At 42.6% G+C, this 25,619-nt stretch carries 17 protein-coding genes, 3 tRNA genes and 1 riboswitch; of the genes, 16 read left to right on the top strand and 4 right to left on the bottom strand.

All coding sequences use genetic code 11. The features are described from left to right. Positions 1-56 precede the first annotated feature (56 nt). A riboswitch (TPP riboswitch) is annotated at positions 57-149 on the bottom strand. Positions 150-262: 113 nt separating this feature from the next. The 13 genes from rppH to HFU86_RS15640 all read left to right on the top strand — a co-directional run bounded on the left by rppH (position 263) and on the right by HFU86_RS15640 (position 19,833). After that, on the top strand, positions 263-796 hold the full coding sequence (gene rppH / locus HFU86_RS15700) for an RNA pyrophosphohydrolase (RefSeq protein ID WP_006659219.1): 534 nt from the start codon (positions 263-265) through the stop codon (positions 794-796). 4 nt (positions 797-800) lie between these two features. Next, complete coding sequence (gene ptsP / locus HFU86_RS15695) at positions 801-3,047, top strand: phosphoenolpyruvate--protein phosphotransferase (protein WP_187129632.1); 2,247 nt, start codon at positions 801-803, stop codon at positions 3,045-3,047. 100 nt (positions 3,048-3,147) lie between these two features. After that, positions 3,148-4,044: a prolipoprotein diacylglyceryl transferase gene (lgt, locus tag HFU86_RS15690; protein WP_132496526.1), complete on the top strand. Its 897-nt coding sequence runs from the start codon at positions 3,148-3,150 to the stop codon at positions 4,042-4,044. A 191-nt stretch (positions 4,045-4,235) separates the two neighbouring features. Next, positions 4,236-5,087 (top strand): thymidylate synthase, encoded by an 852-nt coding sequence (locus HFU86_RS15685; RefSeq protein ID WP_132496525.1) that lies wholly within the window; start codon positions 4,236-4,238, stop codon positions 5,085-5,087. A gap of 400 nt (positions 5,088-5,487) precedes the next feature. After that, positions 5,488-6,009 (top strand): GspH/FimT family pseudopilin, encoded by a 522-nt coding sequence (locus tag HFU86_RS15680; protein ID WP_132496524.1) that lies wholly within the window; start codon positions 5,488-5,490, stop codon positions 6,007-6,009. Then, positions 6,003-6,617 carry a prepilin peptidase-dependent protein gene (locus tag HFU86_RS15675; protein WP_187129631.1) on the top strand — a complete coding sequence of 205 codons (615 nt, stop codon included), beginning with the start codon at positions 6,003-6,005 and terminating at the stop codon, positions 6,615-6,617. Before HFU86_RS15680 ends, HFU86_RS15675 begins: the two co-directional genes overlap by 7 nt. Next, on the top strand, positions 6,614-7,057 hold the full coding sequence (locus tag HFU86_RS15670) for a DUF2509 family protein (RefSeq protein WP_187129630.1): 444 nt from the start codon (positions 6,614-6,616) through the stop codon (positions 7,055-7,057). Before HFU86_RS15675 ends, HFU86_RS15670 begins: the two co-directional genes overlap by 4 nt. Then, positions 7,054-7,452 (top strand): type IV pilus modification PilV family protein, encoded by a 399-nt coding sequence (locus HFU86_RS15665; RefSeq protein ID WP_187129629.1) that lies wholly within the window; start codon positions 7,054-7,056, stop codon positions 7,450-7,452. The genes HFU86_RS15670 and HFU86_RS15665 overlap by 4 nt, the downstream gene beginning before the upstream one ends. Further along, positions 7,430-10,804 carry an exodeoxyribonuclease V subunit gamma gene (gene recC / locus HFU86_RS15660; RefSeq protein ID WP_187129628.1) on the top strand — a complete coding sequence of 1,125 codons (3,375 nt, stop codon included), beginning with the start codon at positions 7,430-7,432 and terminating at the stop codon, positions 10,802-10,804. Before HFU86_RS15665 ends, recC begins: the two co-directional genes overlap by 23 nt. Before the next feature lie 16 nt (positions 10,805-10,820). Then, complete coding sequence (ptrA, locus tag HFU86_RS15655) at positions 10,821-13,715, top strand: pitrilysin (RefSeq protein WP_187129627.1); 2,895 nt, start codon at positions 10,821-10,823, stop codon at positions 13,713-13,715. Continuing rightward, complete coding sequence (recB, locus tag HFU86_RS15650; RefSeq protein WP_187129626.1) at positions 13,712-17,323, top strand: exodeoxyribonuclease V subunit beta; 3,612 nt, start codon at positions 13,712-13,714, stop codon at positions 17,321-17,323. Before ptrA ends, recB begins: the two co-directional genes overlap by 4 nt. Further along, the gene (recD, locus tag HFU86_RS15645; protein ID WP_187129874.1) at positions 17,323-19,233 is read left to right on the top strand and encodes an exodeoxyribonuclease V subunit alpha; all 1,911 of its coding nucleotides are present in this window, start codon (positions 17,323-17,325) and stop codon (positions 19,231-19,233) included. Before recB ends, recD begins: the two co-directional genes overlap by 1 nt. A 24-nt stretch (positions 19,234-19,257) precedes the next feature. Beyond that, complete coding sequence (locus HFU86_RS15640; RefSeq protein ID WP_036956323.1) at positions 19,258-19,833, top strand: hypothetical protein; 576 nt, start codon at positions 19,258-19,260, stop codon at positions 19,831-19,833. 115 nt (positions 19,834-19,948) lie between these two features. Here the strand turns inward: HFU86_RS15640 and argA are convergent, their stop codons facing one another. Then, positions 19,949-21,289 (bottom strand): amino-acid N-acetyltransferase, encoded by a 1,341-nt coding sequence (gene argA, locus HFU86_RS15635; protein WP_187129625.1) that lies wholly within the window; start codon positions 21,287-21,289, stop codon positions 19,949-19,951. 393 nt (positions 21,290-21,682) lie between these two features. Here argA and amiC point away from each other — a divergent pair, with 393 nt between their 5' ends. Beyond that, the gene (gene amiC, locus HFU86_RS15630; protein WP_132496515.1) at positions 21,683-22,933 is read left to right on the top strand and encodes an N-acetylmuramoyl-L-alanine amidase AmiC; all 1,251 of its coding nucleotides are present in this window, start codon (positions 21,683-21,685) and stop codon (positions 22,931-22,933) included. A gap of 157 nt (positions 22,934-23,090) precedes the next feature. On the opposite strand, the gene HFU86_RS15625 is transcribed toward amiC, so the two are convergent. The 3 genes from HFU86_RS15625 to HFU86_RS15615 form a co-directional block, all read right to left on the bottom strand. Next, a tRNA-Met gene (locus HFU86_RS15625) sits at positions 23,091-23,167 on the bottom strand. Positions 23,168-23,194: 27 nt separating this feature from the next. After that, positions 23,195-23,271 (bottom strand) — tRNA-Met (locus tag HFU86_RS15620). 87 nt (positions 23,272-23,358) lie between these two features. After that, positions 23,359-23,435: transfer RNA gene (locus tag HFU86_RS15615), tRNA-Met, on the bottom strand. A gap of 227 nt (positions 23,436-23,662) precedes the next feature. Here HFU86_RS15615 and mltA point away from each other — a divergent pair. Both mltA and tcdA read left to right on the top strand, forming a co-directional pair. Then, positions 23,663-24,754 carry a murein transglycosylase A gene (gene mltA, locus HFU86_RS15610; protein ID WP_036956326.1) on the top strand — a complete coding sequence of 364 codons (1,092 nt, stop codon included), beginning with the start codon at positions 23,663-23,665 and terminating at the stop codon, positions 24,752-24,754. 52 nt (positions 24,755-24,806) lie between these two features. Then, the gene (gene tcdA, locus HFU86_RS15605) at positions 24,807-25,619 is read left to right on the top strand and encodes a tRNA cyclic N6-threonylcarbamoyladenosine(37) synthase TcdA (RefSeq protein ID WP_132496514.1); all 813 of its coding nucleotides are present in this window, start codon (positions 24,807-24,809) and stop codon (positions 25,617-25,619) included.

The raw sequence follows: 25,619 nt of genomic DNA, 5'->3' as shown, positions 1-25,619 counted from the left end.
ATTCCTGCGTAAATCATAAAAAACACAGGATTTGAGGAGGGACCGATACAATAATTTGTAGGCGGTAGCTCAAATCCCTACGCCGGTATTAGCCGGATCAGGTTCTACGGGTTATTTCTCAGCCCAAATTGGCACCCCGTTGAGACGCAGACTATTGTAATTACTTCAGACATATCTGCAAACTGTATTGATATAGGTTTACCAGTTTGGGTATGTGTGAAACAATTAGGCATCTTTCAAATTTGGTTATTGAGGTAGTCTAGTGATCGATGATGATGGCTACCGCCCGAATGTAGGAATTGTAATTTGTAATCGGCAAGGTCAAGTCTTATGGGCTCGCCGTTATGGTCAGCATTCTTGGCAATTTCCTCAAGGTGGAATTAACCCGGGGGAATCGCCAGAACAAGCGATGTATCGTGAGTTATACGAGGAAGTCGGACTACAGCGTAAAGATGTAAGGTTACTTGCATCTACCCGTAATTGGTTACGCTACAAATTACCTAAGCGTTTGGTGCGTTGGGATACAAAACCTGTTTGTATTGGACAGAAACAACGTTGGTTTTTACTTCAACTCCAATGTAATGACGCCGATATAAACGTGCAGCGCAGTAAATCGCCAGAATTTGACGGCTGGCGGTGGGTCAGTTATTGGTATCCTGTTAGGCAAGTGGTCTCTTTTAAGCGCGAAGTTTATCGCCGCGTGATGAAGGAATTCGCTCCCGTAGTTATGCCTTTGCAGGAACAGAAATTACCACAACGACCTGTTTTTAATAATCGTAGGCGCGGAGTTAAGTAAGCCTATGTTGACGCGTTTACGTGACATTGTCGAAAAGGTCGCGATGGCGACCAGCCTGACTCAAGCTCTTGAAGTTTTGGTCAATGAGACGTGCAAAGCGATGCGCACCGATGTGTGCTCGATTTACTTAGCCGATCATCCTCGCCAATGTTATTACCTAATGGCAACCCGTGGGCTGAAAAAGCCTAGCGGGATTGCTATTCGTTTAGGATTCGACGAAGGGGTTGTTGGTGCAGTCGGTCGACAATCGGAAATGCTGAACCTCGCCGATATTCGCGAACACCCGCAATTCAAATACCTCCCTCAACTCAAAGAAGAACAGCTCAAAGCCTTTCTAGGTGTGCCTGTTGTTTATCGACGCCAATTACTGGGCGTGCTGGTGGTTCAGCAGCGAGAAAAACGGTTATTCAGCGAGACGGAAGAGTCCTTTATGGTCACGCTATCGATGCAGTTAGCGGTGATTTTATCCCAAGCGCAAACAAAAGGTATTTTCGGGCAATATCGACAAAATCGCCTCAAAGCTATCCCGGTTTCTCAAGGAATTTCGATGGCTTATGGCTGGCAAGATACCTCCCAACCTTCTTTAGACAATGTGTATCAAGCGACCACATTGAATATTGATGAAGAGCGTCAACGCTTGGTGATAGCGCTGGAAAGTGCGGCGGCAGAATTTCGTCGTATTAGTAAGCGATTTATGGCGAGCTCATCGAAAGAAAGCGCAGCTATTTTCGACCTGTATAATCACTTGCTTAATGACCCCCAACTGAAAAAACGGTTATTTATGGCGATTAATCAAGGGGCGGTGGCTGAATGGGCAGTGAAAACCGTCATCGAAGATTACGCTTTGCAGTTCTCACGTTTACGTGACCTCTATTTAAGAGAGCGCGGCTCCGACCTTCGCACCTTAGGGCAGCGCTTATTATTTCATCTCGATGATTCACTGACACAAACTAGCCAATGGCCAGACCGTTTTATTTTGGTGGCTGATGAGCTAAGTGCGAGCGTTCTTGCAGAATTACCACTTGAACAATTAGCGGGGGTGATTGTGCGCGATGGTGCAACGCACTCCCACTCTGCGATTTTGATCCGAGCGATGGGGATCCCCGCGATTATGGGGGCGGATATTGAGCCTTCCTTATTACATAATCGCCATCTGATTTTGGATGGCTATCGTGGCGAAGTGTTTATTGAGCCTGAAAATTTTATTGCTCAGGAATACCAGCAAATTATTGAAGAAGAAAATGTGCTTAGCCGATTAGCGGAAGGCACACTTTCTCAAGATGCAGTACTCAAAAACGGTGAGCATGTGGATATTTGCCTCAACGCCGGATTGAGCCCTCGCTATGAACAGCAAATTCATGATGGGGTGGATGGTGTTGGATTATATCGAACCGAACTGCCATTTATGCTGCACAATGGCTTTCCATCTGAGGATGAACAGAAGCAGTTATATCGGGATGTACTGCAACTTTTTGCAACGAAACCGGTGGTATTAAGAACCTTAGATATCGGTGCAGACAAACAACTGCCTTACATGCCGATCAGCGAGGAAAATCCTTGCTTGGGGTGGCGCGGGATCCGAATTATGCTGGATCAGCCTGAAATCTTTTTGATTCAGCTGCGTTCTATGCTGAGAGCTAACCAAGATACGGGCAATTTACATATTTTATTGCCGATGATCACTAGCATTAATGAGGTGGATGAGGCGATCGGGCTGATTAATCGCGCCAGAAATGAAGTGAGCCAACAACTCGGAAAATCGATTGATTTACCTCCAATTGGCGTGATGTTGGAAGTACCTTCGCTCCTGTTTTTGCTGCCAGAGTTAAAGCAGCGAGTTGATTTTATTTCGATCGGTACCAACGACTTTACACAATATTTACTCGCCGTCGACCGTAATAACACTCATGTGGCGGCGCTCTATGATAACCTGCACCCTGCGGTGGTGCGTTTTCTATCCATGGTACATATGGAATGTCAGCGTATAGGCCTGCCGATTAGTGTATGCGGCGAAATGGCAGGACAGCCATTAAGTGCTATGGTGCTGATTGCATTAGGTTATCGTAGTTTGAGTATGAGTGGGCGCAGTGTTCCTCGCATGAAATATTTAATTCGTCAGCTTGATCCTCAATTGATGGCTGAGTTAGTGCCTGATTTGCTCGGCGCAGAAACCAGCGAAAATGTCCGCCATAAGATCAGCGAGTTTATGGAAAGAAATGGACTTGGTGGTTTTGTGCGTGGCGGGATCTAGTTTGATCTTCTATGTTATTAATATGTAATTATATGCTGGCAATAACCTCGTGTTATTATGCGGCATAATTTTTGACTCAATTATTTTAAAGTGGGGAACGATGAGTAACAGCTACTTAGCATTTCCGGAAATTGATCCCGTAATGTTCTCGATTGGCCCAGTCTCTTTGCACTGGTATGGTTTTATGTACCTTGTCGGATTCGTTTTTGCGCTATGGTTAGCGGGACGTCGCGCTTCTAAGCCAAACAGCGGCTGGACAAAAAATGAAGTCGAGAACTTATTGTATATTGGCTTTGTCGGTGTATTTGTAGGTGGACGACTTGGCTATGTTTTCTTCTATAATTTGCCTGTTTTCTTAGATGACCCTCTGTATCTGTTCAAAGTGTGGGATGGAGGCATGTCCTTCCACGGCGGTTTGATTGGGGTTATCTGTGCCATGATGTGGTTTGCCTATCGTACGAAACGCCGTTTCTTACAAGTTTCTGATTTTGTTGCACCGTTGATTCCTTTTGGTCTTGGAATGGGGCGTATCGGTAACTTTATTAATGGCGAGCTATGGGGACGGGTTACCCTAGATACACCATGGGCGTTTTTATTCCCTCACTCAAGAAGTGAAGATATCCAGCTTGCGGCACAAGACCCGTCTCTATTGCCTATCCTTGAGCAATACGGTGTATTGCCAAGACACCCATCCCAGCTGTATGAAATGGTTTTAGAAGGCATCGTTTTATTCCTGATATTGAATTTATTTGTACGTAAACCTCGCCCAATGGGGAGCGTATCGGGTCTGTTCCTTATCGGTTATGGTGCATTCCGTATCATCGTTGAATTCTTCAGACAACCAGATGCACAATTAGGTTTATTCGGTGGCATCAGTATGGGGCAAATTCTCTCGATTCCGATGATTATTATCGGTGTATTGATGATTATCTGGGCTTACAAATACGGTAAAAATATCCCTGCCCATAAGCCCGCTAAAAACGTTGATAGTAAGTAGCGTAGATAACAAGTAGCGTCGATAACCAGTAGTGTCGATAGCAAGTGGTGCAGATAGCGAGTCGCGTAGGCAATAAATAACGTAGACAGCAAATCGCGCTAATAAGCAGTAAATTAAGTCATTTTCGGTTTGTGTTATTGAGGGATATTCGATAACACAAACCGCCTGTATTTCGGAGTAAGAGAGCCACTATGAAGCCGTATCTTGAGTTATGCCAACGTATTATCGATGAAGGTCAATGGGTTGAAAACAAGCGTACTGGTGTTCGCTGTTTAACCGTGATTAATGCCGACCTCGAATATGATGTGGGCAACAATCAATTCCCTTTAATTACGACGCGTAAAAGCTTTTATAAAGCCGCTATTGCCGAGTTATTAGGGTACTTGCGTGGCTATGATAATGCAGCGCAGTTCCGTGAAATTGGTTGTAACACTTGGAATGCCAATGCTAATGAAAACCAAGCATGGTTAGATAACCCGCATCGTAAAGGTGAAGATGATATGGGGCGCGTTTATGGCGTCCAAGGTCGCTCATGGCAGCGCCCTGATGGCTCTCATCTTGACCAATTAAAGAAAGTGGTTAATAACCTGAAAAACGGTATTGATGACCGCGCGGAAATCGTGACTTTCTATAATCCTGGTGAGTTCGAAATGGGCTGCTTACGTCCTTGCATGCACACACACACGTTTTCACTACTTGGCGATACGCTGCATTTGACGTCATACCAACGTAGCTGCGACGTGCCTCTTGGGCTTAATTTTAATCAGGTTCAATGTTTTGTACTGCTGGCGCTAATGGCGCGTATTACGGGCCACAAAGCCGGTAAGGCTTATCATAAAATTGTGAACGCACATATTTATGAAAACCAATTGCCTTTAATGCGTGATGTTCAATTAAAACGTGAACCATATCCATCTCCAAGCTTGATGATTAACCCTGAAATTAAAACCTTGGAAGATCTTGAAACGTGGGTAACAACTGATGATTTCACCTTAGAAGGTTATCAGTGCCACGAAGCAATAAAATATCCATTTACGGTCTAATGCGGGTAGATTGATATAAAGGCATAGACACGCATAGACCCTGTAAATAATACGGTTTATGCCTTTATTTTTTATTATCTTTACGGCTCATTCGATTTTTTAAGCTGCTCCATACCTTTACACCTCGATTAACGCTTACTCTCTTTCACCCTTATTACTTCCGCTATTTCCAATTTTTGCCTTATCCCCGAAAACTATTCTGACCTGTCTCCCTTATTTTTCGGGAACACTTTTTTATCTTGGCACTTAACTTTGCGAAGCCGTTTCCAAAAGCATTTAAGAAAAATGCAAAAGTGACATTTTTTTGGGAAGCGTTTTGAAGAAGAGAAAATGTAGGCTGTAGCCATGTGAAATTTTCTTCCAAACTTATTTATAAAGAGCGAGTGACAGGGATAAAGAAATGGCAGAGCAGGCGAGTTTGATACAGGGAAAAGTAAAGTGGCTAAAAAGCAATGTTGATGAGCTGGGATTCACTTTAATTGAAATTATGGTTGTTCTGTTTCTTTGTTCAATAGTGGCTTTACCGGCATTTTATCAATGGCAACAGCAAGTGAAGCGGCTACAGCTTATTGATGCTGCGAGGCAAACTGCCGAATTTATCTACAGTAACCTAATGGAAGGCATCTATTTAAATCAGCACCGTATTATGACAGTAAGTTCCACATCAAAAGAGTGGCAATTAGTGGTTACGGATGCAGATGCAGCGCAACAAATTAGCCAATTTAAGGGTGACAAATTTGAGCGAATTGAGCTCAAACACGCGTCTAGACAATCAATTCACTTTTACGGTAGGCAAGGAACCAGTAGCCCTTTTCGAATTGAACTCAGTAACGAAAGTGACCAAATATCCGTGATTATTTCATCTGCGGGTCGGGTACGCAGTTGCAGCCAGCAAACGTTGGCAGGTGTTCCTAAATGTTGAATGACATTAAAGAGCATAAAGCAGAAAAGGGGTTTTCTCTGCTAGAAACACTAATTGCAATGCTAATTGGCTGTTTGGTCTGCATTGCAGCGATGAATACGATCCCTGTGTTATTTAAGCAACTATTTCAGGCTTTTTTTCAATATCAACTGGATAGGGAGATCCGGCAGGTGTTGATTAATATGGAAAAAGATTTTCGTCGAATAGGTCATTGCAGCCAGTCACCTTCCAAGCCTCATTGTGAAGGAAAGGCAATAACCATCAGCACTAAGTTCTTAAGTCGTCAGGCCAATTCTTGCATTATTTTTGCCTATGATCAGGATTTATCTGGGCAATGGATTATAGGACAAGGCCGTTCATTACATTCCGATTTTTTTGGATTTAGACTCAACAACAATAAGCTCGAGTCTAACCGTAATGTGACAAACTGCGATGGTACCCGCTGGCAGTCGTTGTTTGATCCTAATATGGTAAAAGTGAATCAGCTGACTTTTGATTGGCAGCCAAGCACAAAAATTTTAGGGATATCTATGACGGTGGAAAGCATGTTATTGCCTAATAAAACGTTTGATTATCATTCCTCTGTACTGCTAAGGAATATTCCATGAGGGCAAAAAATGCGCAGCAAGGCAACATTGCCTTAATCATGGTAATGGTTTTAATGAGTGTCGGGCTCATACTCTTAAAAGCATTACATTACTACCAAGCTCGAGCTAGCCATGAATTAATCCGCGAAGAAAAATATTACCAATCATTTAATTTAGCAGAATCAGCATTGTCATGGGGGCTCGCTCAACATTGGAAATTGAATGCTGAAAAGGTGAGTCCTTGGGTGTGTCAGAGAGAAACAAATCATGGGTGGGTTAGCTGTCTTAAGCATTATAAAAATAATCAATTCATTTTATCGGGTAGGGGAGAATTTTCGAAAAATCAATCGCTAACGATATATCGATGGGTTGTACCAATATGGAATGAAGGGCGTCTACAAGCCCGTGAAAATGGCTGGATAGATTACTGCCCAGTGGCAATTAAAGGATTTTGCCAATGAGGAATTCACAGCAAGGATTTGCACTGGTAGAGTCGATGATTGCGGTGGTTATTTTTGCTATCTTGCTGATAGCTCTGCTAAACTACAGCCAATATATCGCTTTGAATTTTAATCAAATATATCAAGGTTCACAGGCAATTCGAGCTCTACATGGAACACTAGAAGGCAAACGCTCTTTTGATGATAAGTTTCCATGGAAACTGGAGTCACAGTCTCAAGAAGAACAGTATCAAGAAGGCCATCCTCAAAGAAAGCAGATGAAAATCGTGCATTATGTAAGCCTTGGGGGCTGTAGTGAATCTAAGGTGTCCTTGTTCGTGGGCGGGAAACTGTATTCGATAAGTCGCTGGCAGTGCGCAAAAGGAGAGAGTCATGTTTCAGGTTTATCATTCTAACCAATTAGATCTGCTCAAAGAGCTAATTGCACACTTAATGGAGAATGACCCTCTCACTCATCCTTTTGAGCAAGAAATTGTATTAGTACAAAGCCCTGGTATGTCCCAATGGCTACAGATAGAGCTTGCTAAGCGTTTCGGAATAGCCGCCAATATTAACTACCCATTACCCGCTACGTTTATCTGGGATATGTTCCGTCGAGTGCTTCCCGATATCCCCAAAGAGAGCGCCTATACTAAACAGGCGATGACGTGGAAGTTAATGACGATTTTGCCAAATGTTATTAATGAAACTGAATTTGAGCCTCTACGTCACTATCTACAAGATGATTCAGACAAGCGTAAATTACATCAACTATCAGGACGTATTGCCGATTTATTTGACCAATATTTGGTCTATAGACCTGAATGGATTGCGCTGTGGCAACGTAATGAATTGATTGACGGGCTCAGTGAAAATCAATTGTGGCAAAAAAGATTATGGTTATGTTTGGTGGAATATACAGAGCAGCTTGGTCAATCGCCTTGGCATCGAGCAAACTTGTATCAGAGCTTTATTGATAAGCTAAAAGCATCACCAGAGTTAGCTAAAAATTTACCATCACGCTTATTTATTTGTGGTATTTCCTCCTTGCCGCCTGTGTATTTACAAGCGCTTAATGCAATTGCCGAACACTCAGATATCCATTTAATGTTTACCAACCCGTGTCGCTATTACTGGGGAGACATTCAAAGCAGTGCCTTTTTAGCGCGATTACAGCAACGAAAATTGCGCCACTATTTGGATAAGCATGAAATTTCTCGCTTTAAAATTAATGAGCATGCTGCCAACTTGTTTAACGCTGAAGGTGAACAAAATTTAGCAAACCCACTGTTAGCATCGTGGGGCAAGCTTGGTCGGGATAACTTATATTTTATTTCTCAAATTGAAGCCGCCAATGAAGTGTCTGCCTTTGTTGATAATGGGCGAAATAACCTTCTGGAAAATTTGCAGCAAGATATTCTCGACCTTGAAAATCATGCTCAGTTAGGCGTGACTTTAGATGAGTATGAAAGTAGCTCACAGAAGCGCTCACTTCATCCGAGCGATCAATCCGTGACATTTCATTCATGTCATAGTGCTCAGCGTGAAGTTGAAGTTTTACAGGATCGTTTATTAGCGCTATTTGAAGAAGAGCCTACATTAACCCCCCGCGATGTGATTGTCATGGTTGCTGACATCGACAGTTATGCGCCATATATTCAGGCTGTGTTCGGTAACACCGGCTCATCACACTATATTCCATTCTCCATTTCGGACAGAAAAGCGCTACAAGCACACCCAATCTTACAAGCATTTATTATGTTATTGGATTTACCTCAAAGCCGATTTTCAACGGAGCAAGTACTGACGCTATTAGAGGTTTCAGCGTTTGCTGCTCGTTTCGATATTGATGAGAGTGAACTGAGTTTGTTAAGGCGATGGGTCAATGAATCCGGAATTCGCTGGGGGCTGGATGATGATAATGTCAGAGCGCTATCGCTACCGGTTATTGGGCAAAATACATGGCAATTTGGTTTAAGCCGAATGTTGCTTGGCTATGCGATGGATAGCCGTAATGGCCCATGGAATGGTGTGCTGCCATACGATGAATGTAGTGGTCTCGCAGCTCAGCTGGCTGGGAAATTAGCATTACTCGTCGATACACTTAGAGAATGGCGAACACGCTTAGAGCAAGAACGCACGCTCGATGAATGGAAAGATATCTGCCAGCAGTTAATCGATAGCTGCTTCAAAGTCGATAGTGAAACTGAAGTTGTCTTAGCATTACTCACGACACAGTGGCATAAAATTATTGAAAATGCGTTGACCGCCAACTACCAAGAAACTATCCCATTACGTTTAATTCGCGACGAGTTATCGGTTTGTTTTGATGATGAAAAAATTAGCCAGCGTTTCCTCGCCGGTGCAGTCAATTTTTGTACGTTAATGCCAATGCGTTCTGTATCGTTTAAAGTGGTTTGTTTACTGGGTATGAACGATGGTGCATACCCACGTAATGTGCCACCACTCGGTTTCGATTTAATGGCAGAAAAAGTCCAGCGAGGCGATAGAAAGCGTCGTGATGATGACCGATACCTATTCTTAGAAGCATTAAATTCAGCAACAAAAAGGCTTTATATTAGCTATATCGGACGTTCTATTCGAGATAACCAAGAGTGCAATCCATCGGTATTAGTCACTGAATTATTGGAGTATATCTGTCAGAGTTTCTGCCTAGATGGCGACCAATCGTTGAATATCGATGAAAGTGCACAGCGGCTAAAACAGTATTTGGTCATTGAGCATAATCGAGTGCCATTTGCAAAAGAGAACTTTGCCTCTGGCTCCCTTTATCAAAGCTTCGCTCAAGAATGGTTACCCGCAGCAAAAAGCGCGGAGCAAGCGGCTAAGTCGTTTACGTCAGTATTAAAACAACGTGAACCTATTACAGAGTTATCGTTAGAACAAATTTTACGTTTTTACCGCCACCCTATCCGTGGATTTTTCCAGCAGCGTTTGAAAGTTCATTTCTCGATTGAAGAGACTGAACTTCCAGAAGAAGAGCCTTTTGTATTAGGTGGATTGCAACGCTACAAAATTAATGACCAAGTGTTAGATTTGTTAGTCAAAGATGAAGATCCAAATCCTCTTTATCATGCACTAAGAGCCTCGGGGCAATTACCTGCAAAACAATTTGGTCAGCTATTTTGGGAGAAGCAATTAAATGATATTGCTCCATTAGCTGAAAAAGTGAAAGAGTATGGTGATCGGCGTGTTGACTACCCGATTGAGTGTGAAATACATGAGATCAAAATTACAGGTTTATTGCGAAATGTTCACGAGTCAGGAATATTGCGCTATCGACCCGCTTATCTTACCGCTAACGATGGTGTGCAATTATGGATAGAACATTTGTTTTTTAATGCTTTTATTCGTGAAGGAGAAAGCATCTCATTAGGGCGAGAAAACAGTGTTTGGCATTTTTCTGCCATATCCTCAGAGCGCGCAAAAGTACACTTGAAGACGCTTATTGAAGGATATTGTGAAGGAATGAATACGCCGCTAATTTTGTTAAATCAGAGTGGTTGGAATTGGATTTCGGCGTGTTTTGATAAAAAAACAAAGGAATATGACTTTACGTCAGAAGATGTGCAGCAAAAGGCGTTATCGGCGCTACTGCAAAGCCTACAAGGAAGCCAAATGAAAGTGGGTGAAATGGAAGATGATTATGTATTGAGAGCTTGCAGAAGCATAAATAGTTCGTTGATTGAATCGCTGCTGAGTAATACTCGGCGCTTCTTACTGCCGATGGCAGAGTACTTAAAATAAGGGAGAGCATCTAAGAATGTTACGATTATCGAAACATATCGCTCATTTATTCTTGTTATCACTACTATTTATAGGTAGTGCTATTGCCGCGCAGCCGCTTTGGCAAGTTATGCCAGAGACTATCAATAAAAGCGTCAGTGATCCGCGAGAATATAAAGCAATCAAACTCAACAACGATATGACGGTTTTACTGGTTTCAGACCCTAAAGCGACTAAATCGTTAGCGGCAGTTTCATTACCCGTCGGGAGTATTGAAAACCCGAACAGTCAGTTAGGGCTCGCTCACTACTTAGAGCACATGGTGTTAATGGGTTCTAAAAAATACCCTGAGCCAAGTAGCTTCTCTGAGTTTTTACAAAAACACGGCGGAAGCCATAATGCTAGCACTGCACCACATCGTACCGCCTACTATTTTGAAGTTGAAAATGGAGCTCTTGAGGCTGCTACGGATAGACTAGCGGATGCACTCGCTGAGCCGTTACTTGACCCCGTGAATGCAGATAAAGAACGTAATGCTGTCAATGCTGAACTCACCATGGCTCGTGCGCGTGATGGTATGCGTATTTGGCAAATTCGTTCCGAAACGCTAAATCCTGCGCATCCAAACTCTCGCTTTGCAGGTGGAAATCTGGAAACGCTGAAAGACAAACCCAATAGCAAACTTCAAGATGAGTTAGTGAGCTTCTACAAGCGTTATTACTCAGCAAACTTGATGAATGGCGTGTTGTATGGCGACCAATCTATTGAACAATTAGCGAAAATTGCCAATGAAACCTTTGGCCGTATTCCTAATTTTAATGCTTCAGTACCAGAGGTTACGATCCCCGCAGTGACGGATAAAGAAAAGGGGATTGTGATCCACTATGTTCCCTCTCAGCCACAAAAAGCATTGCAAATCGAATTTAGTATCAAAAACAATATGGCCGATTTTCGTAGCAAGAGTGATGAATACATCGGCTACTTAATTGGAAATCGTAGTCCGGGAACGTTATCTGATTGGCTTCTTTCCCAAGGATTAGCAGAAGGCATCAGCGCATCTGCCTCGCCAAATGCAGATCGTAATTATGGTTCATTCTCTATCTATGTCACATTAACGGATAAAGGGTTAGCGGAACGAGATCAAGTTATCGCGGCTATTTTTGCTTATATTGATTTGATTAAAAACCAAGGGGTTAGCCAAGATTATTTTGATGAAATAGCGAAAGTGCTTAATTTATCGTTTCGTTATGGCTCCATTGTCAGAGACATGAACTATATCGAATGGCTTTCTGACCAAATGATCACTATGCCTGTTAATCACGTTCTAGATTCTGATTATGTTGCGGACAAATATAATCCTACGGCGATAAAACAGAGACTTTCTGAACTGACAGCGAAAAATGCACGTATTTGGTTTATTAGCCCGAATGAACCGAGTAATAAAAAAGCTTACTTTGTCGATGCGCCTTACCAAGTCGATAAAATCAGTGAAAAGCAGTTCACTGAATGGGCTGATTTAGAGTCAAAAATGACCTTTAAATTGCCAAAATTAAACCCTTATATTCCCGATAACTTATCCCTGATTAAAACGGATAAAGCGTATAAACATCCTGAAATGGTTTATCAGGAAGGGAATACACGTGTGCTGTATATGCCAAGTCAGTATTTTGCTGATGAACCGAAGGCGAGTATTACGTTAGATCTGCGCTATAACGATCAAGATGAAACAGCAAAATCTCAAGTGGTAGGTTCTTTACTGCAATATATTTCATCGTTAAAAATGGATGAATTACAATATCAAGCTTCCGTGGCTGGGATGTCCGTCTCTGTTTCTCAAGGGGTTGGGTTACAGTTAAATGCGAGCGGTTATACTCAGCATTTATCGGAGCTGTTTTTATCCATGACCAAGGAGTATTTAAGTTTTGAGCCAACAGAAAGAGAGTTGATTCAGGCAAAATCTTGGTACAAAGAACAAATTGAAGTGGCAAACAATGCGAAAGCATATGAGCTAGCCATGCAGCCATTGCAGCGCCTTAACAGTGTTCCGTATTTTGAACAGGAGCAACGGTTAGCCGCTTTAGACACGATCACTTTGAAAGATATTACGGACTACCGTAGTTCCGTCGTTGAAGGTGCCGCCTTACAAGCATTAGTTGTGGGTAACATTACTCAGCAGCAAAGTATTCAAACTATCCAAGATGTCAGTAAGCTGTTAAAGAGCAAAGGTAAAAATTGGTGGAGTGGTGACATCGTTGTGGTGAATAAAACCTATCTAGCCGATTTCCATAAGCAAGGTAATAGCAGCGATAACGCATTGGCCGAGTTATTTATTCCTGATGGTTATGACCGTATCGATGGTGCGGTTCTGTCTGGTATTTTATCTAAAATTGTTCAGCCGTGGTTTTACGACCAATTACGAACCAATGAACAACTAGGTTATGTCGTATTTGCTTTCAAGGTGGGGCTTGGTGATCAGTGGGGTATTGGCTTCTTGCTGCAAAGTAATGCCAAAACACCAGATTATCTCAATACTCGCTATCAAGATTTCTATAAAGTCACTCTGGATAAGCTGAAAAAGCTACCTTCTGCTGAATTTGAACAATATAAACAATCGATTATTACGGAAATGAAACAGCCGCCACAAACATTCTATGAAGAGGTTGGGCGCTATGGTTCCGATTTTTCTCGTAATATTTTCAGTTTTGACTCCCGAGATAAAGTGTTATCGAGATTAGAGACTGCCACTCAAGCTGAAGTGATTGCATATTATGAAAATGCGGTTTTAAAACACCAAGGTTTAGCGATGGCATCTCAAGTGATTGGTCAGGGTGTTGATGAGAAATCAGGGTATGCAAAACTGAAAAACTGGGTATTGTACCCACAAGCGTCAGATCTTCAGAAAATGTTACCTATCAAGGAAAATGTTGAGTGAATAAGGTGCAGATGAGTTCCCAATTGTTAGATGCTTATAAACTCCCGTTACGTGGACAGCGGTTAATTGAGGCATCGGCTGGTACAGGTAAAACCTATACGATAGGGATCCTCTATCTGCGTCTATTATTAGGCTTAGGGAATGAAAATGCATTCCCTCGACCTTTAAGTGTTGAAGAGATTCTGGTTGTAACCTTTACTGAGGCGGCGACCAATGAATTACGTGGGCGTATTCGTGAGCGTATCCATAAGATGCGTTTGGCGTGTTTACGTAATGGTTTGGGATTCGAATCGGAACCAGAATATCTCACACTATTAACGGAATTACCGAGTGAAGAACAACGCGCTTTTGCGGCGAATTGGCTATTAGCCGCTGAGCGCCAAATGGATGAAGCTGCTATTTACACCATTCATGGTTTTTGCCAACGAATGTTAGCGCATAATGCGTTTGAATCAGGCATTTTGTTTGAACAAACCATGATCCAAGATGAATTTCCTATCCAGAAACAAGCATGTGCGGATTTTTGGCGTCGTCATTTTTATCCTCTGGATTATTCGATGACCAAAGTGGTTCATGCCGAGTGGAATGGACCTGAAGCACTTTTGAACGAGATTAAGCCGTTCTTGCAAGGGGATATTCCCGTTATTATCAATCAGCCGGAATTACCTGAAACTCTTGAAGAACGTCATCAACGTTTGATTGGTTTAATTCAGAATTTAAAAGATTTATGGACAAAAAATTCTGCTGATTTTGAAAAGCTAATTTCTGATTCTGATGTAGACAAACGCAGCTACAGCATACGTTATTTACCTACATGGTTAGAAAAAATAACCGAATGGGCAGAGCAAAGCACTGATGATTATCAGCTGCCAAAAGATATCTTAGAGCGTTTTGCGCAATCTCGATTAGATGAAAAATCCAAAAGCGGTTCAGGGCCTTCTCATGTAGTCTTTAGGTTAGTTGATGAGTTGCTTGCCCAAGCGCTGACGATTAAAGATTTGATTATTCCTCAAGCGATTAGTGAAGTACGCCAGACTATTGCTCATGAGAAGCAAACACGCGGTGAGTTAGGTTTTGATGATCTACTGACTCGTCTAGATAGAGCGCTGCATCAAGATGGCGGGGCATTACTTGCCGAAGCAATTGCTAGGCGTTTCCCAGTTGCGATGATTGATGAGTTTCAAGATACTGACCCGCAGCAATATCGTATTTTTCAGCGTATTTATCGGGAAACTGACGATACAGCATTGCTGTTCATCGGAGACCCGAAACAAGCCATTTACGCATTCCGTGGTGCGGATATCTTCACGTATATTGCGGCGAAAAAGCAAGTTAGTGCTCACTATACGTTGGAAACAAACTATCGCTCATCCCAGCGTATGGTTGAAGCTGTAAATCAGGTTTTCCATCATGCTGAAAACCCATTTATTTTTGAACAAATTCCATTTCAAAGCGTTAATTTTGCAGCTCATAATAGCCACAAAAAACTGATCCATGATGGGAAAGAAGTGAAAGCGCTTACTTTCTGGCAGCAGCAAGCTGAGGCTGTTTCCGTTTCTGAATATGAACAAGCCCTAGCACAGCAATGTGCGGCGCAAATAGGACAATATCTTGCTGGTGGTCTGCAAGGTACGACCTACTTTGAAAACAAGCAGCAGCAAACGCCTGTAGAGGCCTCGGACATCACCGTATTAGTTCGGAGTCGTCGTGAGGCGATATTGATCCGTGATGCACTAAATCAACTTAATATCCCATCGGTGTTCCAATCAAATCGAGAAAGTGTATTCGCGACTCAAGAAGCCAAAGAAATTCTCTGGTTATTATTGGCAGTATTAACACCAGAAAAAGAACGGATGTTGCGCAGTGCTTTAGCTACGGGGTTATTGGGCTTAACGGCAGAAGATATTGATAACCTAAATTACGATGAAAAAGCCTGGGAAAACGTCGTTGATGAGTTTGCTCACTATGCTGTAATTTGGCGTAAACGCGGTATTCTGCCCATGTTACGTGGGATTATGTCTCAAAGACATATTGCTGAAACCTTGCTATCGGGTTCTGAAGGTGAACGCCGTTTGATGGATCTCATGCATATTGGGGAACTACTGCAAGAGATGTCTCTCCAGCTTGAAGGTGAGCACACACTAACCCGTTGGTTAGCGCAGCAAATTGCTCACCCTGACCATCAATCAGATGCACAACAGATGCGTCTTGAAAGTGATAGGCATTTAGTACAAATCAGCACCATACATAAGTCCAAAGGGTTGGAATATAAAATTGTTTGGTTACCGTTTGCGAGTAACTTTTTGCCTCAATCAAAAGGTCTGTTTCATGACCGTGATGATTACATAGCGAAACTCGACCTTGATGATACCGAAGAGTATGTTGAATTAGCGGACGAAGAGCGCTTAGCCGAGGATCTACGTTTATTGTATGTGGCACTCACTCGCGCAATTTATCACTGTAGTGTCGGAGTCGCGCCGCTTATCAAAGGTAACCGTAAAAAAGCAGGTAATACGGATTTGCACCTATCCGCGTTGGGATATTTACTGCAAAAAGGGCAAGAAGGTGACAGTGTTTTACTCAGCAGCATGCTCGATGCACTCAGTAATGATGTGATTGATGTGCAACTGATAAACTCCCCTGAAATGGTAAGGCTGAATTTAACCAAAGAGACCAGCGATGAGTTATCTGCGAGAGTGGTTTCTCGACACTTTGATGATAGCTGGCGTGTAACAAGCTATTCGGGTCTGAGTTATAACGTATCCCATGGAGAAGAAGATCAGATCTTATCGGCTGAGCAATTTGCTAACTCATTAGCCCCTAAGATGGATATTGAAGTCAGTCATGATGTTGAGGCACAAGAAATACAAGAAAATCAGCTGACCCCCCACCAGTTTCCTAAAGGCGCTGCACCCGGTACATTTTTACATAGCTTAATGGAAGAAATTGATTTTTCAGGTGACATTTCATCTGAATGGCTAGAAGAAAAACTGCAAGTAGCGGGCTTTGATACTCAATGGGTTCCTATGTTACAAGGCTGGCTGAATACCATTCTTAATGTACCGTTAGCCGATGATGGGCTCTGTTTGTCGGCTATTCCAGCTCAAGATAGACTGGATGAAATGCAGTTCTATTTACCGATTGATAGTTTGCTCAATGCAAAAGATGTTGATCGCGTTACTCACATGTATGATCCTCTATCAAAACATTGTCCGCCGCTTAATTTTGAGCATGTACAAGGTATTTTAAAAGGCTTTATTGACTTAACCTTTTGTTGGAAAGGGAAGTTTTACTTATTGGATTATAAGTCTAACTATTTAGGCAAAGATGCCTCTTATTACACTCAAGAGGCGATGGCAGAAGCGATGATTGACCATCGATATGATCTGCAATATCAGCTCTATTCACTAGCATTACACCGTTTTTTACAACAGAGGATGCCAAATTACGATTATGAAACTCATTTTGGTGGTGTTTATTATCTCTTTTTACGGGGTACAGAACGCATAGATTCTCAAAATGGCATCTTTTTCTATCGACCAACAATTGAATTTATCAGTGAGTTTGATGCGCTATTTCATGATGCTCAATCTAAGGAGCTACAATGATGAAAGCGTTGTTTAATCAAGCTATTGAAGCGCGTATATTCACGCCTCTTGATGTGCAATTCGCTTATAACGTTGCAAATGAAGATAACCCGATTTTATTGTTAGTGGCTGCGCTGCTTAGTGCAGAAACCATGTCTGGGCATGTCTGTCTAGTGCTGGATGATATTCGTCCTGGCGTGTTATTTATGGGCAGACATCCTGAATTTACAACTCAATTGTGGCACATGATTGGGGAACCAAATCAAGCCACTATCAGAGCGGCGTTATTATCGAGCGAATCCGTGAGTGAAGTCGGGGAAGAGTCTGTTGCTCCATTGCTGCTATCAGGTGATTTTCTTTATTTCCAGCGTATGTGGCAATACGAGCAGTGCGTAGCTCACTTCTTTTCAGAGACTGAATTAGCCAATGTTAGTAATGATAATATTGTTAATAATGCTAAAATTCAGCCAATTTTAACGGCACTATTCCCTGAATCAACGCAGATAGATTGGCAGAAAATTGCCGCCGCCGTTGCGTTAACGAGTCGAGTTTCAGTCATTTCAGGGGGACCAGGAACAGGTAAAACAACAACGGTAGCGAAAATTTTAGCGGCGCTGATTAAGTTAGGTCATCAGCAGCAACATCGCTTACGTATTGAATTAGCCGCTCCAACAGGTAAAGCCGCCGCCCGTTTAACCGAGTCATTAGGGTATGCGATGAAACAGCTACCGTTAAATGACGATGAGCGTGAATTACTCCCCTCTCAAGCCAAAACATTACATCGACTATTGGGTGCTCAACCTGAAAGCCAGCAATTTCGTTATCATCGAGATAACCCGCTTGCACTTGATATCTTAATTGTTGATGAAGCTTCAATGGTGGATTTGCCGATGATGGGCAAGCTTATTGAAGCACTGCCTGACTCTGCCAAACTGATATTTTTAGGCGATAAAGATCAGCTCGCTTCTGTTGAAGCGGGGGCTGTTTTAGGGGATATCTGCCGTTTCGCGAATAAAGGCTATAGCCCTGAACGAGCTGCTCAGCTGGAGCGATTGGCTGGATGCTCATTAAGTGAATTCACCTCAAATAAAGGGCCTGCTATCCGTGATAGCTTATGTCTATTAAGACACAGTTATCGTTTCTCTGCCGATTCAGGAATTGGTCAGCTAGCTTTCGCCGTCAATACCGGAAATGTGAAGCGGGTGGATGATATTCTTGCGCAGAATTTCACGGATATTCATAACTATATCCCTAGTGCAATGCCAGATAATGAAAGCGATGCCGAAGCCAAAATGAGCGAAGGTTACGCCAATATGTTACTAGATGCGATCAGGTTTTATCAGCACTATTTATTAGCTGTTAAAGCGAGGGAAAAACCTGCCGATGTCTTACATAAATTTAATCAATACCGTCTACTTACCGCATTAAGGGAAGGTGCTTACGGGGTTTCAGGTCTAAATGACAAACTTGAAAAGTTACTTCATCGCCAAGGGTTAATTACAAAACCATATAACTTGAAGCATAAGCACTATGTTGGAAGACCGATTATGATCAGCCGCAATGATAGTGCACTAGGTCTCTTTAATGGTGATATTGGTATTATCCTGTTAGATGAAGAGCGCCAGATGAGAGCCTACTTCCAATTTCCTGATGGCACTATTCGTGGGATCCAACCAAATCGACTGCCAGCACATGAAACGGCTTACGTGATGACAGTACATAAATCTCAAGGTTCGGAGTTTGCTCATACCGCCTTGGTATTACCTTATGTATATTCGCCGGTGATTACCCGAGAGCTCGTCTATACCGCGATGACACGAGCTAAGAACGAACTTTCATTGTATGGCAGTAAAAAAGTGTTACGTCGTGCGATAGAAACTCCCACTAAACGCCGTAGTGGCTTAGCGCTACAGTTTGAGCAGTTAAATTAATTCCCAGACATTTAAGGTACCAATATGGAAAATCAGCAACAAATGACCGCCGTGACAGTAACATTGAATGCCAAAATTGATCCTGCTCGCCGTGCAGATTTGGAAGATGCATTTGATCAAGCCATGGAGAAATTAGGCAAAGAGGGGCAAATCCAAGTCAGTGGTGGTGGCACCCAATTAGGTGAAAATGGCGAAGTTGCTGAGTGTGATATTGAATTGGCACTAAGTGATGCAAGTGATGAAAACATCAGCCTGATTATTCAAATGTTTTCGGCGATGTTAGCCCCTAAAGGCTCTCGCTTAACTATTCATGGTGAAGACGTTCAAATCGACTTTGGTGCGGATGAAGGGCTGGCGATTTATTTCAATGGCACAGATTTAGCTGATGAAGTCTATGAAAATAATGATATTAACGATCTTTTTGATCAGCTTGATGAAGCGGTCGAAGATATCGGTGGGATCCATGGTGTTTGGGATGGTCCAACAGAAACCGCATTCTATTTTTACGGTACCTCTTTTGCTGAGATGGAGGCGATTTTACGTCCACTGTTAGAGCAAAATCCATTGTGCGAAAAATGCCGAGTCGTGCAAATCGCTTAACTTAATATTAGGTCACATTAAAGAAAAACCCAGAGTATTACTTGAATATCTGGGTTTATGGACGCGAGTTAGAGAGTATGGCGAACTACTTTGTTTGCCAACTTTCTGTGAGATTTCAAGCGGCTTGGCTTTTAATATCCAGCATTAAAATTTTTGATTTACGCTGATAGTTATAAAGTGCCTGCTTTTTGACTGGAAGCATCTCAATTTCTGCAGGAATAAAACCACGTTCTTGGAACCAATGAATGCTCCTTGTGGTTAAGACAAACAGTTTATCCAGCTCTAGTTGCTTAGCTTGCGTCATAACGCGTTGTAGCAGCTCTTCGCCCCGAGAAGAGCTACGATAATCAGGGTGTACTGCCACGCAAGCCATCTCCCCAAGTTTTTCTTCGGGATATGGGTAAAGTGCAGCGCAGGCGATCACCAAATTATCGCGCTCAATAATCGTGAACTTATCGATTTCCATTTCGAGTTGTTCCCGTGAGCGTCTAACCAGAATACCTTGCTGCTCAAGAGGTCTGATTAGCTCTAAAATCCCACCAATGTCATTGATATTCGCACGGCGAGTCTTTTCTGAGCTTTCCATGACTATCTGCGTACCGATACCATCACGGGAGAAGAGTTCTTGGATCAACGAACCATTTTCTTGATAGCTAAGTAGGTGGCTACGGCGTACACCTCGGCGGCAGGCAGAAGCTGCGCCACGCAAGAAGCGAACTGTTCCAGAGTAATAATCTCCTTCAGATTCTAATTCTTGGATCCGTGTTTCTGCCTCATTTGGGAATAGCTCAGACAGAATATTACCGTCCTTATCAGCCACCCCTTGAGATGAGCAGAAACCAATCAGTTTTTCGGCTTTGATTTTAACGGCAAGCTGAGTTGCAATCTCTTCCGAAGTGAGGTTAAAGCTTTCACCGGTTACAGAAACTGCCACTGGGCCAATTAACACAATAGATCCATTATCAAGTTGAGCATTGATAGCATCTTCGTTGATGCGACGAATACGACCGCTATGGCAATAATCAATCCCATCATCGACACCTAAAGGCTGTGCAATCACAAAATTACCACTCACAACGTTAATGTGTGCTCCTTGTAATGGCGTATTGCCTAAACTCATTGATAAACGAGCCGTAATATCGAGCTGCAATGCACCAGAAGCTTGCTTAACATATTCAAGGGTATTCGCATCAGTGACACGGGTATGTTTATGATAAATGGCGTCATAATTATGCTCAGTAAGGATCTCTTCGATTTGAGGTCGAGCGCCATAAACAACGACAATACGAATGCCAAGGCTATGAAGTAGCCCTATATCATTGACAATACTAGGAAAATTTTCATGCGCAATTGCTTCACCGCCAAGCATGATGATAAATGTCTTGCCACGGTGGGCATTTATATAAGGTACCGAATGGCGAAATTCATCAACCAACTCGGTGCTGCGCTCTTTCATAATTACCCTCTTAACTGAATTTTTATTCGCAATAACTGTATTTTTATTCTTTTTGGCGAGAAATATCAAGTAAAAGTTAGGACAATAAAAGTAACAAATTTATTTTTAAGGTTTACATATCTCTAAATATAAATGGATATAATCACAACAATGCAATCTGCATATCAGATTATTGCCAATAAATGTTATTCGGCAATTGAGCATCATTAACTACTTTAATTACGCAAGTATGGCGTTTATATTGCATTGAATAGATGCGTGCTGGGATATAAATAGAATAGATTGGTAATGACAAAGGATGAAGAACTAGATAGAGTGCGAATTAGTCGCTAATATATTATCTCTTGTCTTAGATATTATTAAACTTTTCAGGATATAGATTCGGAATTATTGATGAGTCATCAAGATCACAGCCCATCAAAACGTCGCCTATTGCAAGGTGCGGCGGCAGTTATGCTATTAAGTGTCAGCCCATTCGGTTTTGCTGCCAGTAGTAGCGTTGTTGCTGTTCGTATTTGGCCAGCCTCGAGTTATACCCGTATTACTCTAGAATCCAGCATTCCTTTAAAGTATCGCCAGTTTGTTTTAAACAATCCTGAGCGTATTGTTGTTGATTTAGAGGGCGTTCAATTAAATAACGTTCTTAAGAATATGGGAAGCCAAATTCAGTCTCGAGACCCTTACTTAAAATTAGTGAGAGTCGGGCAGTTTGATCCTAAAACGGTACGTTTGGTTTTTGAAGTTAAAAACAAAGTATCTCCTCGATTCTTTACCCTACCGCCAGTCGCTGAATTTAAACACCGTTTAGTTATGGATTTCTATCCGGGTAAAGGTGTTGAAACCAACGACGACCCATTATTGGCGCTCCTTGAAGATTACAACAAAGGTGATTTAGAAGAGAGCATGCCGGTACAGGCGAAAAAACCAGGGAAAGCGGGTACCGATAGGCCGATTGTTATTATGATTGACCCAGGGCACGGTGGGGAAGACCCCGGTGCGATTGGTAAGTATAAGACCCGTGAAAAAGATGTGGTTTTACAAATCGCCCGTCGCTTGAAAACGCTGATTGATAAAGATCCGAAAATGCGGGCATATATGACGCGTAATGAGGATGTCTTTATTCCATTAAAAGTCCGCGTGGCGAAAGCGAGAAAAATGCAGGCTGATTTGTTTGTTTCTATTCATGCGGATGCCTTTACCAACCGTTCAGCGAATGGTTCATCGGTCTTCGCACTCTCCACGAAAGGGGCAACCAGTAACACGGCGCGTTACCTCGCTCAAACGCAGAACGAAGCTGACTTAATTGGTGGGGTGAGTAAAAGCGGCGATGTGTATCTCGACCATACCATGTTAGATCTGGTGCAAACTGCAACGATCAATGACAGTTTGAAGTTTGGGGATGAAGTTTTAAAACGCATGGGTCGCGTTAACCGGCTACACAAAAACAAAGTGGACCAAGCTGGCTTCGCGGTATTAAAAGCCCCTGAAATTCCATCTATTTTGGTGGAAACAGCCTTTATCAGTAACTTAGAAGAAGAGCGTAAACTCAAAACCGCTAAATTTCAGCAGCAGATGGCTGAGTCGATTTTTGAAGGAATCAAGGCTTATTTCCGTAATGGCGGCGAGTTAGCTATCCGTAATTAATCGTGATATTTTTCGTGTCGAAGAAGGTGGCAAACAGTAATGTGAGTCGCCTTTTTTATTGGCTGAAAAAGAGAAATTAAGTGATTAAAAATCTGTTTGGGTTTTGATATGACTAAGAAAGACAAAGAAAAGAATAAATCAGAAGAGAAAAAAGAATTGGTTGCGGGGGCTGGATTTGAACCAACGACCTTCGGGTTATGAGCCCGACGAGCTACCAAGCTGCTCCACCCCGCGACTGAAGAGATTAAATATATCAGGAATTGGTTGCGGGAGCTGGATTTGAACCAACGACCTTCGGGTTATGAGCCCGACGAGCTACCATGCTGCTCCATCCCGCGCCTGAATATTTCACTACTTTGGGATACTACTTTGATTTTACTTCTGAATTTACTTTGACTGAATCAAGTTTGACTAAATCAAGAAATTGGTTGCGGGGGCTGGATTTGAACCAACGACCTTCGGGTTATGAGCCCGACGAGCTACCATGCTGCTCCACCCCGCGTCCGATAGCGGGCACTATACTCGGGATGAGATCTGATGCAAGTTTTTTCGTGTTTTTTTTTCATTTTTCATCAAGTGGCGTTTAAAAATCGCACAAAATGTAGTTTTTTTGTTCTTTAAAGGTTTCTAACCCAAAAATAACTCCACTAAATATTTATACCCGTTTCATTCTCAATTTGGGTTTGCTATTGTGCGCTTCATATTGGATATGTGTTAGGTGGTATAAAGATGAATTCATGGCAGAAAGGGTTAATTGCGGGCGTCTTCTTTTCTTTATTGGCAGGGTGTCAATCTCATCCAACAGATAAAGGGCAACAATATAAAGACGGTAAATTGCACAGTGACTTGCAACAAGTTAATCAAGTTAATGTGCAAGGACGACCAATAAATGCGCCGGATTTTAATCGCCAAGTGACGGAAATTCAAAATGCATCACCACGCTTATTCAACAACAATAATGAAACTTACCACGCAATAGAAAACTGGTTAATGGCAGGGGGCGATCCTGCTCAATTATCGCGTTTCAATTTGTCGGCTTTCCAAATGGAAGGGATGGATAATTACGGAAACGTCCAATTCACGGGGTACTACACGCCTGTGATTGAGGCTCGACGCTCGCCGCAAGGTAATTACCGCCATCCATTGTATGGTATGCCATCAAAAAGCAAGGGGCGCTTACCTAGCCGTGCGCAAATATATAATGGCGCGCTCAGTAACAATCTGATCCTGGCTTACAGCGATTCTCCTGTCGACAATTTTATGATGGAAGTGCAAGGCAGTGGTTACGTGGACTTTGGCGATGGTAGCCCACTGAATTTCTTCGCTTATGCAGGCAAAAATGGTCATGCATATAAAAGTATTGGTAAGGTGCTGGTTGATAGAGGCGAAGTGCCTTTAGAGAAAATGTCCCTACAGGCTATTCACGACTGGACAAACACGCACAGTGAACAAGAAGTGCGTGAATTACTTGAAAGTAATCCATCGTTTGTTTTCTTTAAACCGCAATCTTTCGTCCCTGTAAGGGGTGCAAGTGCAGTGCCATTAGTGGCAAAAGCATCAGTAGCATCGGATAAAACCTTGATCCCACCGGGAACCGCATTGCTAGCCGAAGTTCCTGTGTTAGATGGAAATGGGAAATTTACGGGTAGATACGAAATGCGTATGATGGTAGCCCTCGATGTGGGCGGCGCAATTAAAGGGCACCATTTCGATATTTATCATGGAACAGGGCACGATGCAGGGAAAATGGCCGGTTTTTATAACCACTATGGTCGAGTGTGGGTTCTGAAAAAAAGCCAACCTGTTTTTAGTGCGATGTAGCCCCTATTTACTGTTTATTAAGTTTTCGTTTTAACTAAGGTTGTTTGTGATTATGCAAGCTCAGCTTTCTGATGCGTGGATGCAGCGATTCGCTGGAATCGGGCGTTTATATGGGCAACAAGCCCTTCATCTTTTTGCACGTTCACATGTGTGTGTTATTGGCGTTGGTGGTGTTGGCGTGTGGGCTGCTGAAGCATTAGCGCGTTCAGGTATTGGCGCTATCACCTTGATAGATATGGATGATATCTGCGTGACAAATACGAATCGCCAACTTCATGCATTGAAATCAACGGTGGGGCTACCTAAAGTTGATGTGATGAAAGAGCGTATTTTGGCAATCAACCCTGAGTGTACCGTGAATGTTATCGATGATTTCATTACGGTGGATAATGTAGCTGAATACCTCTCTTTGGGATTTGATTACGTTATTGATGCCATTGATAGTGTGAGGCCAAAAGCGGCGTTGCTGGCGTATTGCCGACGTTTTAAAATTCCTGTCGTGACGACGGGGGGCGCAGGTGGTCAAATCGATCCGACCCAAATTCAAGTCGCGGATTTAGCAAAGACAGTTCAAGATCCTTTGGCAGCGAAATTACGCGAACGTTTGAAATCAGACTTTAATGTCGTGAAAAATGGCAAAGGTAAATTGGGAATCGATTGTGTGTTTTCGACGGAGCAGTTGGTCTATCCACAAAGTGATGGAACGGTATGCGCGGCAAAAAGCACGGCCGATGGTTCAAAACGTATGGATTGTGCATCAGGATTTGGTGCGGTCACTATGGTAACAGCCAGTTTTGGCTTTATTGCGGTGTCCCATGTGTTGAAAAAGATGGTCGCAAAAGCACAAAGAGAAGCTAAACAGTAG

The organism is Providencia sp. JUb39, from assembly GCF_012272845.1.
In the GTDB taxonomy this organism is placed as follows: domain Bacteria; phylum Pseudomonadota; class Gammaproteobacteria; order Enterobacterales; family Enterobacteriaceae; genus Providencia; species Providencia lanzhouensis.
Note: the sequence above shows the minus strand (reverse complement) of the source record. Positions and strands in the feature narration are given on the sequence as shown.